Annotated in this window: 12 protein-coding genes; 11 read left to right on the top strand and 1 reads right to left on the bottom strand. The window is 41.7% G+C overall.

Annotated features, from left to right (window positions below; all coding sequences use genetic code 11):
* Window positions 1-9: 9 nt before the first annotated feature.
* From LPB86_RS04990 to LPB86_RS05035, 10 genes are all read left to right on the top strand, one after another.
* Window positions 10-1,575 (top strand): RagB/SusD family nutrient uptake outer membrane protein, encoded by a 1,566-nt coding sequence (locus LPB86_RS04990; RefSeq protein ID WP_230641557.1) that lies wholly within the window; start codon window positions 10-12, stop codon window positions 1,573-1,575.
* An 88-nt stretch (window positions 1,576-1,663) separates the two neighbouring features.
* Window positions 1,664-2,812 (top strand): IPT/TIG domain-containing protein, encoded by a 1,149-nt coding sequence (locus LPB86_RS04995; protein ID WP_230641558.1) that lies wholly within the window; start codon window positions 1,664-1,666, stop codon window positions 2,810-2,812.
* Window positions 2,793-4,127 carry an acetylxylan esterase gene (locus tag LPB86_RS05000; protein WP_230641559.1) on the top strand — a complete coding sequence of 445 codons (1,335 nt, stop codon included), beginning with the start codon at window positions 2,793-2,795 and terminating at the stop codon, window positions 4,125-4,127. The genes LPB86_RS04995 and LPB86_RS05000 overlap by 20 nt, the downstream gene beginning before the upstream one ends.
* A 4-nt stretch (window positions 4,128-4,131) precedes the next feature.
* Window positions 4,132-5,001 (top strand): family 16 glycosylhydrolase, encoded by an 870-nt coding sequence (locus LPB86_RS05005; RefSeq protein WP_230641560.1) that lies wholly within the window; start codon window positions 4,132-4,134, stop codon window positions 4,999-5,001.
* 2 nt (window positions 5,002-5,003) lie between these two features.
* Window positions 5,004-5,792, top strand: coding sequence for a polysaccharide deacetylase family protein (locus tag LPB86_RS05010; RefSeq protein WP_230641561.1), 789 nt, complete (start codon window positions 5,004-5,006; stop codon window positions 5,790-5,792).
* A gap of 122 nt (window positions 5,793-5,914) precedes the next feature.
* Complete coding sequence (locus tag LPB86_RS05015; RefSeq protein ID WP_230641562.1) at window positions 5,915-8,485, top strand: glycoside hydrolase family 2 protein; 2,571 nt, start codon at window positions 5,915-5,917, stop codon at window positions 8,483-8,485.
* An 11-nt stretch (window positions 8,486-8,496) separates the two neighbouring features.
* The gene (locus LPB86_RS05020) at window positions 8,497-10,542 is read left to right on the top strand and encodes a polysaccharide lyase family 8 super-sandwich domain-containing protein (protein ID WP_230641563.1); all 2,046 of its coding nucleotides are present in this window, start codon (window positions 8,497-8,499) and stop codon (window positions 10,540-10,542) included.
* Window positions 10,539-11,774, top strand: a complete 1,236-nt coding sequence (locus tag LPB86_RS05025; protein ID WP_230641564.1) for a DUF2264 domain-containing protein — start codon at window positions 10,539-10,541, stop codon at window positions 11,772-11,774. Before LPB86_RS05020 ends, LPB86_RS05025 begins: the two co-directional genes overlap by 4 nt.
* 134 nt (window positions 11,775-11,908) lie before the next feature.
* Entirely contained in the window at window positions 11,909-12,817 is a 909-nt protein-coding gene (locus LPB86_RS05030; protein WP_230641565.1) for a sugar phosphate nucleotidyltransferase, read from the top strand.
* A gap of 65 nt (window positions 12,818-12,882) precedes the next feature.
* Window positions 12,883-15,177 (top strand): mechanosensitive ion channel family protein, encoded by a 2,295-nt coding sequence (locus tag LPB86_RS05035; RefSeq protein WP_230641566.1) that lies wholly within the window; start codon window positions 12,883-12,885, stop codon window positions 15,175-15,177.
* Here the strand turns inward: LPB86_RS05035 and LPB86_RS05040 are convergent, their stop codons facing one another.
* Window positions 15,178-16,440, bottom strand: coding sequence for a prephenate dehydrogenase (locus LPB86_RS05040; RefSeq protein WP_230641567.1), 1,263 nt, complete (start codon window positions 16,438-16,440; stop codon window positions 15,178-15,180).
* Window positions 16,441-16,680: 240 nt separating this feature from the next.
* Between LPB86_RS05040 and LPB86_RS05045 the strand changes: the two genes are divergently transcribed.
* The gene (locus LPB86_RS05045) at window positions 16,681-17,580 is read left to right on the top strand and encodes an ROK family protein (RefSeq protein WP_230641568.1); all 900 of its coding nucleotides are present in this window, start codon (window positions 16,681-16,683) and stop codon (window positions 17,578-17,580) included.
* Window positions 17,581-17,604: the final 24 nt, after the last annotated feature.

A 17,604-nucleotide genomic window follows, 5' to 3' on the forward strand; every position in this document is an offset into this window, starting at 1 on the left:
AAAATGATTATGATACACTATAAAAAATATCTTGTGTTATTCGGGCTGGCTGGTTGTTTAATGATTTCCGCCTGTAAAAAATCCTTTTTTGACCAGGCACCACAAGATGCCATCGCGGTTGATAATTATTATGATACTGCAGATCAGGTAAAAGCTAGTACCAATGGCCTATATAACAAAGTATGGTTTCTCTGGAACAATAAAGCTGCTTATTGTACAGAAGTAGCGAGTGGCAACGGACGTAGTTACGCCGCAGATGTAGTTACATTTAACACCATAGCCGGAACGGGCAACAACACAGAGATCATCAATGCATGGACTGGAATGTTCACCGTAATAGCTCAGGCCAATGCTTTAATCAATACCCTTCCGGTAAAAGTTCCGGCCTCTGTTCCTTCTGCTGTGCTAAACAATGCACTTGGAGAAGCTCGTTTTATGCGTGCATTGGCTTATTTTTACTTAACACGTTTGTTTGGAAATGTTCCAATCATAGAAAATAGCTTAGACCTTGCTACCGAATATAAGGTTAATACTAATCCAGTCCCTGACGTGTATAAATTTATCGTTAATGACCTCAAATTTGCAGAAGAAAACTGTACTAAAATGATTCGAAGTGCACCCTCCGCAGCACAGGGGCGTATTTCCAGTGGTTCAGCAGCTGCTATGCTGGCAAAAGTTTATCTCTATATGAAAGATTATCCCAATGCAAGGCTTTATGCAGAAAGGGTAATCAACAGTGGCGAGTTTAAATTGTATGGCGTTGATGTTCCAGGAAAAACCTATCACGACTTGTTTTTAACTGCCAACAATAACAATGAGGAGTCTGTAGCTGCGATGCAATGGGTTGGCGGCGGACCTTACGGAAGCGGAAACAGCTTACAAGCATCATTTGCTACAAACAGTATTTTAACAGGTACTGGAGATGGCTGGGGTGTTGTTGCAGCAACTTATAGTTTGCAGGAAGCTTATGAAGCGGGAGATACCAGGAGACGCAGTACGATTATGATGAAAGGTGATGTATATCCAGAAATTAATCAGGCTACCGGTGGATTAACAGTGCCAACAACCTGGAGTTTCGGAAATACAGGTGCTGGTATCAAAAAATATGTAGTAGGTACTCCTGCCGATAATGGAGGTAAAGGTGCACAACAGTCTACAGGTATAAATACCTACCTCATGCGTTATGCAGAGGTTCTGTTAATCGAAGCAGAAGCCGTATTGGGTAATGCAGCTTCTACCACTGATGCCGCTGCATTAACACCATTTAATAAAATCAGAACCCGTGCAGGCTTAGGCTTAAAAACCGAAATCACAAAAATGGATATTATAAAAGAACGCCGGATTGAGTTTGCTATAGAATTTGACTATTGGTTTGATTTGGGACGTTTGGATGGATTCAATGTGTCTAGTCACCCATTGGCAAAAGCAATCATTAATGCACAAAACAGAGGGGTAATAGGTACGCCAATGTATTTGAACATGATGGACTCACAATTCTTATTTCCATATCCAGAAATTGAAGTGGCAGCTAATCCAAAGCTAAAAGAAGCTCCTGTACCTTATGTATTTAAATAATTGAAGATGAAACCATCATGATTTTTAAACCACACCTGGTATGCTAAATCATGATAGCTTCATCACCATTAAAAACAAATTTATACCGATGAAAAATTTAATAAACATTTGGCAAATTCGTACGGTGATACTGTTTGCCGCAATCACCCTGGTATACTCTGCCTGTAAAAAGGAGAATAATACAGGAGCTAAAGAAGCTCCTGTATTAGAAAAAGTAACTACGCTAACCAAAAATGACACCACATTTAAGGAAATCCGCATAGGACTGGATTCCAATAGATATGCAAATGTTATTACTAAGGTAGCCAATGGCGCAACTGTAACCGGGGCCCGGTGGAATGCTCAATACATGTTGATAGGGAAAAACCTTAAGACCACCATGAGTGTAAGCATTAATGGTGTACCTGTATTCTTTAATCCGGCATTTGTAACCGAAAGCAGCCTTATTTTTACGGTGGGTACCGATGTTCCTTACGGATCACAATACTCCAACAAGCTGAAGGTAACCACACAGTACGGAGCTGCGGAATATGATTTCGGACTGTTGCAACCTTTCCCTGTAATTACATCTGTAAGTCCATTACTTGGTGAAGTTGGTGGTACCATTACCATTGCAGGAAATTACTTTGAGAACCTTAAAAAGGTGCTTTTTGGTACAACAGAAGCAGAAATTATTGGAACCCCTACCAGTAAAGAGATTAAAATTAAAATTCCTGCCGGCATTTCTCAAGCCAATGTTACGGTTTCTACAGAAGGCGGGTCATCTGTTTCCACAAACTCGTTCTTCGCTTTCAAAAAAATCCTGTATCAGGATGGATGGGCATCTGGAATGACTTCTTACGGAGGATGGGGAGATGCTGGTGGTTCTACCCCAGATAATACTGCTGGGGGCGTAAGGGGATCAAAATCAATTCTCCTTAAATACACTGCCAGCTCCTGCCCTTTACAGTTTGCGTATACCGGTCCGGCATTAAGTTTAAGTAACTTCACTTCGCTAAAATTGTCAATATATGGCGGTACTGGTGCAGCAGGTAAAAAGGTGAAAATTCAGCTCAATGGGCTAACCAATTATACCGAGACACTTACGCTCACAGAAGGTGCTTTCACAGATTATGTAATCCCACTTTCCAACTTTCCTGTTGCCACTTCAACTGCTAATTTTTCTAAAATTTGGGTGATCGAAGGCAGTAATGTTGGTGGATATTCAGTTTATGTAGATGAGATCGGATTTTTATAAAACAGCCCCCCTGCGCGGGGGCTTAATGTATCTTTTGCTCCTGCTCTGGCTGGTACCTTCGGCTGCGCAAACACCCAGAACCTATATCACCGTTTTGGTGGCACCTGATCATGCAGATTGGACCTATAAAACCGGAGAAAAGGCCAGCTTCACCATTACGGTACTAAAAGACGGTAATGCCTTAAAAAATTGCAAGGCAGATGTACAGGTTGGGCCAGAAAAAGTAGATGCTACTTATAGTAAAAAACTAGACCTGCCAGACGGAAAAATAACCGTTGATGGCGGTACAATGAAAGTACCTGGTTTTCTGCGCTGCATTGCCACTACTACTGTTGATGGAAAACAATACCGTGGGCTGGCAACCGTAGGTTTTAATCCGTATGAGATTAAGCCTACCACAGATATGCCTGCAGATTTTAATGCCTTTTGGGATAAAGCGAAAAGTGATCTTGCAAAAATACCACTAGATACCAAACTTACCTTAATCCCAGAGCGCTGTACAGAAAAGGTGAATACTTACCAGTTTAGCGTGCAGAACTTTAGGTATGGGGCCAGGTTGTATGGTATGATTTGCATTCCCAAAAAACCGGGAAAATATCCGGCAGAATTAATTGTTCCGGGGGCAGGAATCAGACCCTTAAATGGATATGTTACCGCGGCAGAAAAAGGAATTATTACTGTAGAAATGGCTATTCATGGCATTCCGGTAACAATGGATCCGGGTGTATATGTTAACTTATCTGATGGTGCACTGAATAATTATTTCTTTAATAACCTGGATAACAAAGACCAATACTATTACAAAAGGGTTTACATGGGCTGTGTTAGAGCGGTAGATTTAATCCATAGCCTGCCCGAATTTGACGGGCAAAATATCGCGGTATTTGGGGGCAGTCAGGGCGGCGCACTTTCTGTAGTTACCGCTGCGTTGGATAGCCGTGTTAAATACCTGGTGTGTCTTTTTCCGGCACTGTCAGATTTAACTGGTTACCTGCATAACCGTGCCGGAGGCTGGCCGCATATGTTCAATAAAGACAATGCAGCTTTTAACAATACACCTGCCCGCATTGAGACTTCAAAGTATTACGATGTGGTAAATTTTGCCAAACTATTAAAGGTGCCGGGAATGTATTCCTGGGGTTTTAATGATGAAACCTGCCCACCCACTACCATGTTCTCCGTTTATAATTCAGTTACTGCAGCCAAAGAATTGTTTCTTGCCAGAGACACGGGCCATTTTGGCTATCCAGAGCAATGGGAACTGTTGAACAACTGGATGTACGATAAATTATTATCTAACCAAATTAAAAAATAAAGCTATGAAACGTCATAATTCAAAACATATGTTACACTTAACAGGAGGCTTATTTATAAGCTTATTGCTGCTGGCAAGTACGGCCTGCAAGAAAAATAAAATTACAGCAGCGGATGAGGTAGAGGTTACCCCGCCGGTGGCAGAGGTAAAATACGAACTGGAATGGTCAGACGAATTTGATGGTACCGCACTAAAAACGGAAAACTGGAATTACGATATTGGTTATGGATTTTGGGGAAATGTGGAGCAGGAAAACTATCAGGCAGCTAACGTAGCTGTTGCTGATGGAAACCTTCAAATCACGGCCAAAAGACAAACTATTGCAGGAGCACCACTTAGCAATTTTACCTCCGGTAGGATCAATACCTTAAATAAACGTGAGTTTACTTACGGTAGAATTGAAGCACGGATGAAACTTCCGCGCGGACAAGGTCTTTGGCCTGCATTCTGGATGTTGGGCGTAAACATGAGGGCCAGGGGAAACACCCCAGGTGTAAGCTGGCCTGCTTGCGGCGAAATAGACATTATGGAAACCATCAATTCTGAAGTATGGGTTTCAGGCGCTGCGCACTGGGCAAAACCAGATGGTACACATACCAGTGCGGGAAATAAATTAAATGGCACACCGTCAGAATACCATGTTTATAGTGTGGTATGGACCAAAGAAAGCATCAAATGGTATTTAGATGACAAATTTTACCATGGCGTTTGGATCAAAGACGGGGCCGCAAGTACAAGCGAGTTTCATTTGCCATTTAACATTATCTTAAATCTTGCTGTAGGTGGAGAATGGCCAGGACAGGTAATTGATGAGACTAAACTGCCTGCTGTAATGTTGGTAGACTATGTTCGTGTCTATAAAGAAGTAAAATAAACATGAAGAAATTTGCTTTTGCCGTATTGCTTTTGGTTTACGGCATCGCAAGCGCTCAAACTGAGTTTAAATGGCCTGCTGGTAAAAAGGCGGCCATTATTCTCAGTTATGATGATGCGCTGGCCTCTCAGTTAGCTTTTGCAGTACCTCAACTTTCTACATATGGCCTTAAAGGAACCTTCTTTCTGGATGGCAGGTTTAAAGAGGAAGATATGGACCGTTGGGCAGCTGCAGGCCGCAAAGGGAATGAACTGGCCAACCATAGTATTTATCACCCTTGTTCAGAAAAAGCCTATAAAGCAAATGCGTATTCAGAGCAATATACGCCAGAATCTATGGTTCGGGAAATTGGCCTGATGAATAAGCTCCTGCATGGCATTGATGGAATGAAAACACGTACTTATGCCTATCCCTGTGGAGCATCATTAGCTGGTGGGCAGGATTATACTCTACAGCTTAAAAATTCTGGTTTTATCAAATATGCGCGTGCAGGGAGCGATAGAAACCACACTGTGGTTACAGATTTTAAAGCCCTGGATTATTTTAAGGTGCCTGCATGGGGGCTGGCCGCCAAAACTGATGGTAATGCACTGATTGGGTTGGTTAAGGATGCGCAAAAAACAGGTGGTTTTGCAGTATTTATGTTTCATGGTGTTGGTGGAGATTACCTGGATATTTCTGCGGAGGCACATGAGCAGTTGTTGCAATACCTTGCTGCCAATAAGGATGTGTGGGTAGGGACCTTTCAGGAAGTGCTGGATTATGTAAAGCAGCAAAAGTTTCTTAAATAAATAAAACAGGTAATCTCTTCGAAAGCTGCATTTGTCAGGCCTTCGGCAGACAACGCCAGGCTTTCTCTGAGACCACCTGTTTTTAATAATTACAATGAGATTGAGTGCTTAAAGAATGACGAATGTATAGAAAGATACTAATTTTATGTTTGATGCTGATTAATGCCGTTTGCTTTGGGCAGAAACCTTTAGAGATGGCGCTTAATTCAGGTTGGCTTTTTCACAAATCAGGTGATGCCGAATGGATGAAGGCAACAGTGCCGGGTACCGTGCATACAGATTTGCTGGACAATAAAAAGATTCCTGATCCTTATTACCGGAACAATGAAAAGCAGGTTCAATGGATAGATAAGGCCAATTGGGTATATCAAAAATCATTTGATGTGCCTGCTGAGTTAATGGGGATGGAGCACCTGGAGCTTGATTTTAAAGGACTGGATACTTATGCTGACGTATATTTAAATGAACAACTACTGTTTAAGGCAGATAACTTTTTTGTAAGCTGGACAGCGGAGGTAAAGAAAGTACTGAAAGCCAAGGGCAATGTATTAAGGCTATTGTTTCATTCGCCTACGGCCATGGGCCTGGAGGGTTTAAAGAAATTAGGTTATGCTTTGCCTAGCCCAAATGACCAGTCAAAGACTGGTGGAATGGGTAAGGACCAGGTTGGGATCTTTTTGAGGAAACCCGGCTATCATTTTGGATGGGATTGGGGACCAAGACTGGTGACTTCCGGCATCTGGCTGCCTGTTGGGCTTAAGGGATGGAACACAGTTAGGCTTAGCGATGTTTTTTATGAGCAGCAAAAAGTGAGTAAAGACAATGCCACATTGCTAGGGCATGTTACCCTGCAAGCTACTAAGGCAACAGAAGTAGAACTGTCTGTAACCAGCGATGGCAAGTTAATGGCTACACTAAAGGCAACTGTAAAGGCGGGTACAACAACACTGGATCTTCCTTTCGAAATGCTTAAACCACGGCTTTGGTGGCCGCATAATCTAGGCACGCCTTATATGTATGATTTTAAGGTAGAGCTTGCCCAGGGTCGGGTACTTCGCGATGTACAGTATAAAAAGATAGGCATCAGAGACATTAAGGTTATCCAAAAGCCAGACTCTGCAGGGAGCAGTTTTTACGTGCAGGTTAACGGGGTACCTGTGTTTTGTAAGGGCGCTAATTATATTCCGCAGGATATGTTTATTCCTCGTGTAAGCGATGGGAAATATAAATCCCTTATTGATGCAGCAAAAACGGCCAACATCAATATGCTACGGGTATGGGGCGGTGGTTTTTATGAGAAGGACCTCTTCTATGACCTCTGCGATGAAAAAGGGATTATGGTATGGCAGGATTTTATGTTCGCCTGTAGCATGATCCCCGGCGATAGTGCTTACCTGGATAAGATTCAAAAAGAAGCAAGTTATAACATTAATCGTTTACGTCATCGCCCATCTATTGTATTGTGGTGTGGCAACAACGAAATTGACCTCGCATGGGCCAACTATCAGGAAAAGGCTGGCTGGGGTTGGAAACAGCGCTACACAGATGTGCAACAAGCAGATCTTTGGCGCAACTATCAAAAGGTATTTACGCAAATCCTGCCTGATGCACTTAAAAAGGCTTTGCCTGCGGCTTTTTATTGGTCATCTTCCCCCTTTAATACCAAGTATGCACATGCTACAGATGTGAGTGCGCATGGCGACATGCACTATTGGGGTGTTTGGTATGCGGAACACGATTTTACCGCTTTTGCCGATCACGTTGGGAGATTTGTAAGCGAATACGGTTTTCAATCTTTTCCTGAGTTTGCTACCGTAAAGAAGTTTACAATAGCCCAGGATTGGAAGATTGACTCTGAGGTAATGTTGAGCCATCAGCGAACGGATATTGGCAATCAGCGGATTAAAACTTATATGGACAGGTATTATAAAACTCCATCTGATTTTAAAAACCTGCTGTACATGGGGCAGGTATTGCAAGCCGAAGGGATGAAAGTAGGTATGGAAACCCACCGCCGTGCCATGCCCTATAATATGGGGTCTTTGTATTGGCAAATCAACGATTGCTGGCCTGTGGCCTCCTGGTCGGGCATGGATTACTACCAGAACTGGAAGGGCTTGCATTATTTTGTAAAAAAGGCATTTCAGAATCTCCTGGTTTCTCCTTATGTAAAAAATGATCAGCTCAATGTCCAGGTCGTTTCAGACAGCCTTGTTACTGTTCAGGCAAAATTAAGTCTCAGCGTAACAGATTTTACAGGCAAAGTCATTTGGAATAAAACTCAGGAAGTCTCCATTAAACCCAATGCCTCAGCTTTGTTGTATACCATACCGGTAATTGAAGTGCTAAAAGGCAACAACAAGGAAGACGTTTTTTTAGCCGCAAAATTAGCGGCAAAGGATCATACACTGGCAGAAAATGTGCTTTATTTTGACAGGATAAAAAATGTAAATCTTCCCCTGGTTAAAGTAAAACATAGCTTAAAACAGCTTAAAAATGGTGTGGAGCTTAGCCTCAGTGCAAATGCCCTGGCTAAAAATGTATACCTGAATTTTGAAGGTACAGAAGGCCATTTCTCCGACAATTATTTTGATCTGCTGCCTGGCGAAACCAAAAAGGTAAGTTTTATTACAGAAGAGAAGGCAATAGGCAAACTAAGCGTCTTAACCGTAAGAGACACCTATAAAAATTAAGTACCTGCTTTATGAAACTGTCAATTAAAAAAATGTTATTCTGTGGCCTCCTATTGTCAATCACTTCGGCATCACAAGCGCAGACTGCGGTAAATGGGATGCTGCTAAGGGTAAGAGAAAACTGCAAGCAGCTGCTGCTATCTGATACAGCCCATGCTACAGAACAAAGTTACCGCCTAACAGATGACATTAGATACGAGACGGATGCAAAAGGATACTTCAAAGCCTTAAATGCTGAAGGTTCATGGTCGGATATTGATTACAAATCGAATGTGAATAGTGACTGGTCACCTAGTTGGCATTTGTATCGGTTAATGCTCATCTCAAGGATCTACCATACCTCAAAAGACCCAAAATATCTGGAAGCACTACACCGGGGCTTACACTATTGGATTACTACAGATCCTATATGCCCCAACTGGTGGCAAAATCAAATTAACACCCCTTATACCTATTCAAGTGTAATGCTGATGATGGATAAAGCAGCTTCCGCAGATGAACTTCGCTACCTTGATGTGGTGCTAAAACCCAGGATCCCCCAACCTAACCCTACAGGGCAAAACAAGATTTGGCAGCATGATATCGAGTCTCGCCTGGCCTTGCTGCACAATGACGAAGCGGCATTTAGAACTGCAATTACGCAGATGCAGTCGGTCATTAAAATTGGTACCGATGAAGGCATCCAGCCCGATTACAGTTTTCATCAGCATGGAACTATGTTGCAGTTTGGTAACTATGGCATTCATTTCGTTAACAGCCTGTTGTTTTGGATGAAGGTTACGGCAAACTCTCCCTTCGCTTTTGAAAAAGAAAAGCAGCAAATGATTAGTGATTATTGCACGCAGGGATTGCGGTATGTGATCTACAAAAGAGGGATGGACATTACCGCCATTGGCCGGCAGTTGCGGCAATACGCAGGTTTAAAGCGTGGCTTTAATTTATATGATGATTTTAGTTTACTCAGGTCTTTCGTAAAAGAAAATCCATGTCAATTTAGACTCGATGGCTTTGATCGGCTGGCTTGTAAGGATAAAAACAAAAGCTTTTGGCGAAGTGCTTATATGCTTCATTCGCAACCCAACCGCTATATGATGAGTGTAAAAATGCAGGGTGCTTATTTCAGGGCGGTAGAGTCTATCAACAGTGAAAATCTGCTCGGTTCTTTTTTAAATGATGGTGTAACACTCATTCAGCGCAGTGCTAAAGAGTACCTGAACATCGAACCGTTATGGAACTGGACCATGTTGCCCGGCATAACTTGCGATACCACCGTTGATCCTTCGGCGCTTGAAACTTTCAAAGCACTTAATCCTTCAAATTTTGTAGGGCAGGTAGCTAATGGCGAGATGGGCCTGACCGCAATGTATTACAACAGACTGGGTGTTAAAGGCTACAAAAGTTATTTTTACATCAACAACATGATGGTTGCAATGGGTGCAGGTATCCATTCCGCAAATCCCAGGGCACTTGTTACCACTGTAAACCAGCGTTTTAAAAATGGAAAAGCATTGGTTAAAGGGCAAGGCAAAAGCGGAAGTACCTGGCTGTGGCAGGACAGCATAGCCTATATTTTCCCCGATAAAGATCAGGAAGTAAAAGCAGAAACCTCATTTAGAAAGGGCAATTGGAAAGCTATCTATGCTGCTTCTCCAAATGAAACTGTGGCCGATTCTGTGCTTAGCATTTACATGCCGCATCTAAAAAATACAAGTTATGCCTACGCCATTAAGCCTGATGTAGGATTGAAGGAAACCAAACAGGCCGCCTCTAATGCGGATTTTCTAATTGTTCAAAATACCCCGGAAATTCAAGCCATAGCATCCAAAGGAACGGTAATGGCTGTTTTTTACCAAGCGGGCAGTTTAATGTTGCCCAAAAAAATAAAGCTCTCCGTAAATCAGCCATGCCTGCTGATGTTTAAAGAGGGTACAATTTGGATCTCAGACCCAACAAGGAAAATTAAGGAAGTACAATTAGCGCTCAACGAACGCAGTTTGCAGTTAAGTTTACCACAAGGTGATTTTGCAGGCTCTACCCTTAAAGTTAGTTTTAAATGAAGAAGCAAGCTATATCCTCTGCCGTAGTTTTAATGGTTTTCTTAGTATTCGCCTGTGTTTGTTGCTGTAAGGCGCAAAACAAAGCTATGCGTAACTTATGGATAGAACAATTGGATAAAGTAGCGCGTCCGGTATTGCTCAACCTTTCGCAGGATAAATTAAAATCCGTTATGCCTGTTACCGTGTCTGCCGTTACAGACAATAAAGAGGAACGTACAAAAGTCGCGTATCTGGAAGCTTTTGGCAGAACGCTAAGTGGAATAGCTCCGTGGTTAAACCTTACTGGCGGCACAAAGCAGGAGCAACAGTTAAGGGCGCAGTATTTTCAATGGTCATTAAAATCTATAGACAATGCCACTAACCCTGCTGCTAAAGATTATATGGAATGGAGAGAAGGCACGCAACCATTAGTTGATGCCTCTTATGTTGCCCTGGCCTTCATCAGGTGCCCAGCATTATGGGAACAATTGGATGCCAGGGTTAAAAAGCAGGTAGTAGATGCTTTGCAGGCTACGCGCGCAATTACACCATATTATAACAACTGGCTGCTGTTTTCGGGGATGATAGAAGCATTTTTCTGTAAATACAACCATCCTTACGATGAACTGAGGATTAATTATGGAATTACCCAGTTCATGAATTATTGGTACACAGGCGATGGGCTCTTTGCCGATGGCCCGGAATTTACGCTGGATTATTACAATAGTTTTGTCATTCAGCCCTACCTGTCTACAATTATGGAAGTGGTTAACGAAAAGCAAAAACGGTATGCCAATGAAATGTTGAAGCTGGATAAAATAAGTAAACGATATGCAGAAATACAAGAGCGGTTTATCAATGCTGATGGCTCGTTTCCTGCAACCGGACGTTCTATAGTTTACCGTGGCGGAGCATTCCAGCACCTGGCCAACATGGCGCTGAAGCACCAGTTGCCAGCTTCGTTAAAACCTGCTCAGGTGAGGGAAGCGCTGAATGCCGTAATCCATAAAACATTAACTGCGCCTGCAAATTTCAGTAATGGCTGGCTCAATATCGGTTTATCCGGATCACAACCGGCACTGGCAGATTTTTATAACAATACAGGCAGCCTTTACATTTGTACAGCAATATTTCTTCCCTTAGGCTTGCCAGAAACAGACGAGTTTTGGTCAGCAGCGCCTGCGCCCTGGTCGGCCATTAAAATCTGGGCTGGTCAAAATGCCCCTGGAGACCATGCCCTGCACTTAAAATAATTCAAGTTTTCTAGTTTGTCAGAACAAATTCATATCTTTCAAACCGAAATACTACGGATTTTAAACTTTTCAAATAAAATGAACGATTCCGTAAATATTTTGTTGTAACGTAAATTATTTTATCTGATTCGCATATGTCTCAAAGACCTTCATTAGTAATCTTAGCTGCCGGAATGGCAAGCCGCTACGGTGGTAACAAACAAACTGAATCTTTTGGTCCTTCGGGAGAAACCATCATGGAATACTCTATTTTCGATGCCATTAAAGCTGGCTTTGGAAAAGTGATTTTTATCATCCGTGAAGAGTTCGCAGATGCTTTTAAAGCATCTATTGAACCTAAGCTGCAAGGGAAAATTGAATTGGATTACGTATACCAGTCGCTTGACAAATTTAGTGGTGGCAGAGAAATTCCTGCCGAAAGGACTAAACCTTTTGGTACCCAACATGCATTGCTTTGCTGCAAAGATGCGTTGGATGCGCCTTTCGCTGTAATTAACGCAGATGATTTTTACGGATTTGACGCATTCCAGTCAGCCTATGAGTTTTTAACTACCTCGGCAAGTGATGGTAAATATGCAAGTTTAGGCTATGAACTTAGAAACACCTTAAGCGATAACGGTTCTGTAACCAGGGGCGAGATTAGTGTAAACGAGGCTGGTAACGTTACAGGCATTATTGAGCGCAAAGAGATCTTTAAACAAGATGGTAAAGCCATCACAAAAGAAGGTGACGAGGAAAAAGAATTGCCTTTAGATACCAAGGTAAGTATGAACTTCTTTTGCTTCACACCAGCATTTGTAAACTGGAGCGAAGGCGAATATTACAAGTTTCTGGATAAAAACCTGAACACTGAACTTAAGGCAGAATTTCTAATTCCGGAAGTGGCAGACATTTGCATCAATTCCGGAAATGCAGAATTGAAAATGATTCCAACCAAAGCAAAATGGTTTGGTGTAACTTTTAAAGAAGATGCACCAGTTGTAAAAGCAGAATTGCAAAAACTAGTAGATGAAGGTACTTATCCTGCTAATTTGTGGGCATAACCTATCATAAATATAACGGGGCAATAAAATTATTTTTTATTGCCCTTTTTTGTTTCTGCGGAGTTTTGACTTTTGCTCAGCAGAAAAACAACCCTATTGAAAAGGCTCAGGATATGGCTTTTTTGGCCGATTCCGGGATGCTTACAAAAGGAGATTATCTTTTTCATCTCGAAAAGGTGTTTGAAGTCGTCAATAAGGTGCCCGTAACCATGGCTTCTTTTACCAAGCTTGATCCCATAGCAAAACACCTTACACAGGATGAAGCGGCTTTGGAACTGCTTAAAAAGCGATTGGCGCAGAGCGACAGGAGTTTAAACCTGCAGAACCTGCAAATGTATCAAACCTTGCTGGATGAACTGCAAACCAACAATCAGGAATGCCTGCAAGACCTCAATGATTATGAGAAGGAATTACGGCAACTAAAAACAGAAATCCTAAACCTGCGGAAGGATTCGGTGTTGATCAAAGTTTTTCGTACAGATTCTTTAAAAGTTTTATTTAAGGCGCAATTTACTGAGCTTAAAAAAAAGAGAATCGTAATGGACAGCCTGATTAAGGGCTATACCGGGCTCATCAATAACCTACAAGCCAGAACATCAGCTAACCTCATCAACATCAAAGAATTGATGTACACTACAGATATGCAATTGAAATCTGTAAGTGTAAAGGCATTTGGAAAAGAAAGAAGATATCTGTGGGAACAGCCAAACCTTTCAGCAAACCGGAGTGTAGGCTTTAGAAGGTTCATCAGCAGTGAGCAGCAAATCTCTCAATATTACTTTGTATATACCCGCAGCAGCCGCCTGTTCCTTCTTTTTATAGGTCTTGTCTTTTTTAGCTGGGTGTTCTTTAATTACAGGAGCTTAAAGCAACGCAACAAACCGGAAGCTGCAGATGAGTTTAAGTTTTCATTTGTTTCGCCGCGTCCTTACCTGATTACATTGATTTTAATTTTTGCGCTTGCGCCAGTGATAGATCTGCGTGCACCGGCTTTATATGTAGAAATTATCCAGGTACTGCTATCAATATGTATCAGCATCCTGTTTTTTCGTAAACTACCAAGGCGGGCATTTTACATGTGGGGGATATTTGTATTGTTCCTCATACTTCCAATCATATTGCGCATATTAGGCTTGCCACCACGTTACCAGCGCTGGCTATTATTGCTTTTAAGCAGTGCCGCATTTGTGTTTGGCATTCTGGCTTTAAAGTCCTTTGGGGCAAAAGTAAAGGCCTACAAACTATTGCAGGCTACTGCATTTATATATATCGCATTTTCTTTTACGGCCATCTTATGTAATCTATTTGGTCGTTTTACCCTTACCCAAATCTTTTATACCACAGGGGTAAGCGCAGTTTTACATGGTATTTCTTACGCTATCGTTGCCAGAATGATGGTGGAAGCCTTTCTGCTGCAAATGAAAAGCAGTAGGATCAGAAAAGGATATCCGGAGTATTTTGACTGGCAACCCGTAATTTCGGGTGTAAAAAGACTCACCGGAATTGCAGCTATATTAACCTGGACGGTATTGTTTACCACCAATCTCAATATTTTTAACGGATTATATGATGATCTGATGGAAGTTTTGGCAGAGAAAAGAACAATAGGAAGTTTCTCCTTTACTTTCGGTGGGATTGTACTTTTTGGAGGAATTATATGGCTGGCCAACTTTTTACAGAAATACATTGCCTATTTTCTGGGTGATACCGGCGAAGATACGCTGGAAGACAATAAAGGAGAACGTTCCAAATTACTCGTTACCCGTTTGGTGTTGCTCATAGGGGGATTTTTAATTGCGGTTGCCGCATCGGGTCTTCCTATCGATAAGATAACCGTTATTTTGGGTGCATTGGGTGTAGGTATTGGTTTGGGGCTCCAGAATATTGTCAGCAATTTTGTTTCGGGTGTCATCCTGATCTTTGATAAAACTATCCGCATAGGTGATGTGGTGGAGCTTGGTGACCGAAAAGGCAGGGTAAAGGAAATTGGGGTGCGTGCAAGTACCTTGTTGAGCGATGAAGGTGCGGAAATTATCATTCCAAATGGAACCATCTTATCCAATAACATCATCAACTGGACCTTGAGCAATAATCACATGCGTGTAGATATCGGCTTGTCTATCGCTAAGCCCTTTGATGCAGAAGAAGTTACTCAACTGATTAAGGAAGCCATTAGTGCAAATGCCAATGTATTTATCAATAAGGAACCAAAAATCATGATCAGTCCTGTAAGTACCAGCAGCAGTAGTGTTAAAATCTATTTCTGGTGTAAAGACATTTCATTAGCAGAAGGTACCAGAAATAGCATCAATGCGCAAATATTTGATGTGTTAGAAGCAAAAGGAATTGATATTTTATAATTATTCAATCTTTAATCTTCTCATCATTTCAGAACTGTGTGCACGTCCATGTTCAAGTCTGTCGCCGAAGAAAAGCTTGGTCTGCTCAAACAGTTCTTTGTAGCTCTTCATATCGCCGTAACCGATAATTGAGCCCCATTCCTGCACGGCAGAGTGAAATTCTAAGTCGTCAGAGCGGATGGCTTTTTCATGAAGGGCTGTTTCAATGGATTCTTCCAGCAGCGCTTCATTTTGAAACAAATACTCCACAATGCCTAACCTTAACCTAAAAGGAGGGGTCTGACAAATTAAATTATCGTATGGATTGATTTGTAGTTTGTACCAGGAGTAAGCCATGCTTAACAAACTCAAATGTGAGTTGGGCATTCTACCAGTATCTCCATTTCCGGAAAGTGAAAACTCTTTCATCACGGCATCATCCAGCATTAAAGCTTTATTGTTTTGTCCAAATACAAAGTCTTTCGCAGCATATAAGCGTTTGCGAAATTCTCCCTCATCTTCCATAATCATCATTTTGAACAATTCCGATTCCGATTGGGCATAACACTTCACTTGTTGGCGCGCATAAGGGTTTAAGATGGCCAAGCCACCATAAATATGCGCCTTGTAGCTAAAAATCCTTAGTGTAGTCAGAATTTTTACATTGTCTATTCCACCCGTATAAGAAGCATTTTCCCAGGGATAAAAGCCTGCGGTTTTCCAGGCCGTACCCATGCTTTCAAAGCCAACATGCGTGGCCGCCTGGGTATCCGCAACAATTTTGTCATGTTCATGATAATCGGCCATTTCCACCATGTCAGATCCCAATGACGAAAGGAGGTCTGTCATGCGCTGGTACGCTTCAGCTGTGCTGCGGTGAGGTACTATGATCAGTTTTTGTCCTATAGGTTCAAATCCCGGCCCATGTAAAGAATGGCAGGTAATAATGTTTACATCCTTGGGCAGGTATTTTTCAAAGGCCGCAATTTCAGGATGTTTAACAGAAGTTTGCCCCGCGACAATAGCGCCGTATTTTGTAGAACTGGCATATACACTTACCACTTCTGCAATGCGTTCTGCTTCTACAGAATAAAAGATCACTTCGCACCTGCGTGATACTTCATGGCCATCCTCCAGTACCGTTACCCCATGCGGATGGAGTTCATCTTCCAGGGCTTCCCGTAAATGCGGAAGATCTGCTCCATAAACCCGGTAGCCAGCTTTAGCAAAACATCTTGCATAAAGCTTGCCCATATCTCCCAAACCTATAATTCCGATATTCATATTGGAAGCAAGGTAATACATTCTTTCCGAATAGCAAGGGCTGAATTCCTTGTCAAAAAACAAAAGCTTCAGTCTTAATTGAAGAAATCTCGACAATAGTTAAAGCCTTCATTTACACTGGAAGGAATTACTTGCGTCTTTATTATGATTTAATAACAACCTTACATGCTAATTAATGTTTTTTTACGTTTTATTGAGTAGTTATATTTAAATTTGATCGTAATAACCAAATAGCTCAAAATGAACAAGATTGTACTCGGAATTGACATCGCCGGATCTCACATAACCGCTGCCCTGATAGACATTACTATCAAGAAAGAATTGGATGGCTCCTGGGTTAGGTCAAGGGTTAATTCTCAGGGCACTAAAGAAGAAATCATTAAATCATGGTCGGCAGTTATTTTACAAGCTGCGGGCAGTTACTGGCCTACATTAGATAACATTTATATCGCCATTCCTGGCCCTTTAGATTATAAGCAGGGCATCAGCCGGATTCACAGGCAGGATAAATATGGGGCATTGTTCGGTGAAAATTTAAAAGAACTCCTTGCTGCCGAATTAGGAATTGATAAAACAGCCATTCATTTTATGAATGATGGGGCTTGTTTTTTAAGAGGGGAAGTATTTTGCGGAAGTATGGATGGATATGACCATGCCATAGCACTCATTCTGGGCACAGGTCTTGGAACTGCACATTTTGAAAACGGCAAAGCAGAAGATGCTGATTTTTGGAAAATGCCATTCCGAAAAAGTATTGCCGAAGACTATATTTCTACAGGCTGGTTTATTAAACATTACCATGAACTAACTGGATTAACGATAAAGGACGTGAAAGATCTGGTAGAAAACCATCGTGACAATCCACATTTTAAAGATGTATTTGACGAATTTAGTATGAACCTGGCTTCATTTTTACATCGGTTTATTCGCAAAAAAATGCCATTAGCCGCAGTTATTGGAGGTAATATTGTTGTGCACGCAGAGCAATATTTTTTAGAAGACACCAAAAAGTACCTGGCCGGTATGATGGGTTACAGCTTTCCGGTCAAAAAGTCAATGTTATTTGAAAAGGCCATCATCATTGGAGCAGCCTCAGAAAGCACAAAGATAAAAGCTAAAAAGAAGCATGTAGCTGCTTAGTGAAAGGTTAATTTCAATAGATAG

The sequence above is a fragment of the Pedobacter sp. MC2016-14 genome (assembly GCF_020991475.1).
Classification (GTDB): Bacteria; Bacteroidota; Bacteroidia; order Sphingobacteriales; family Sphingobacteriaceae; genus Pedobacter.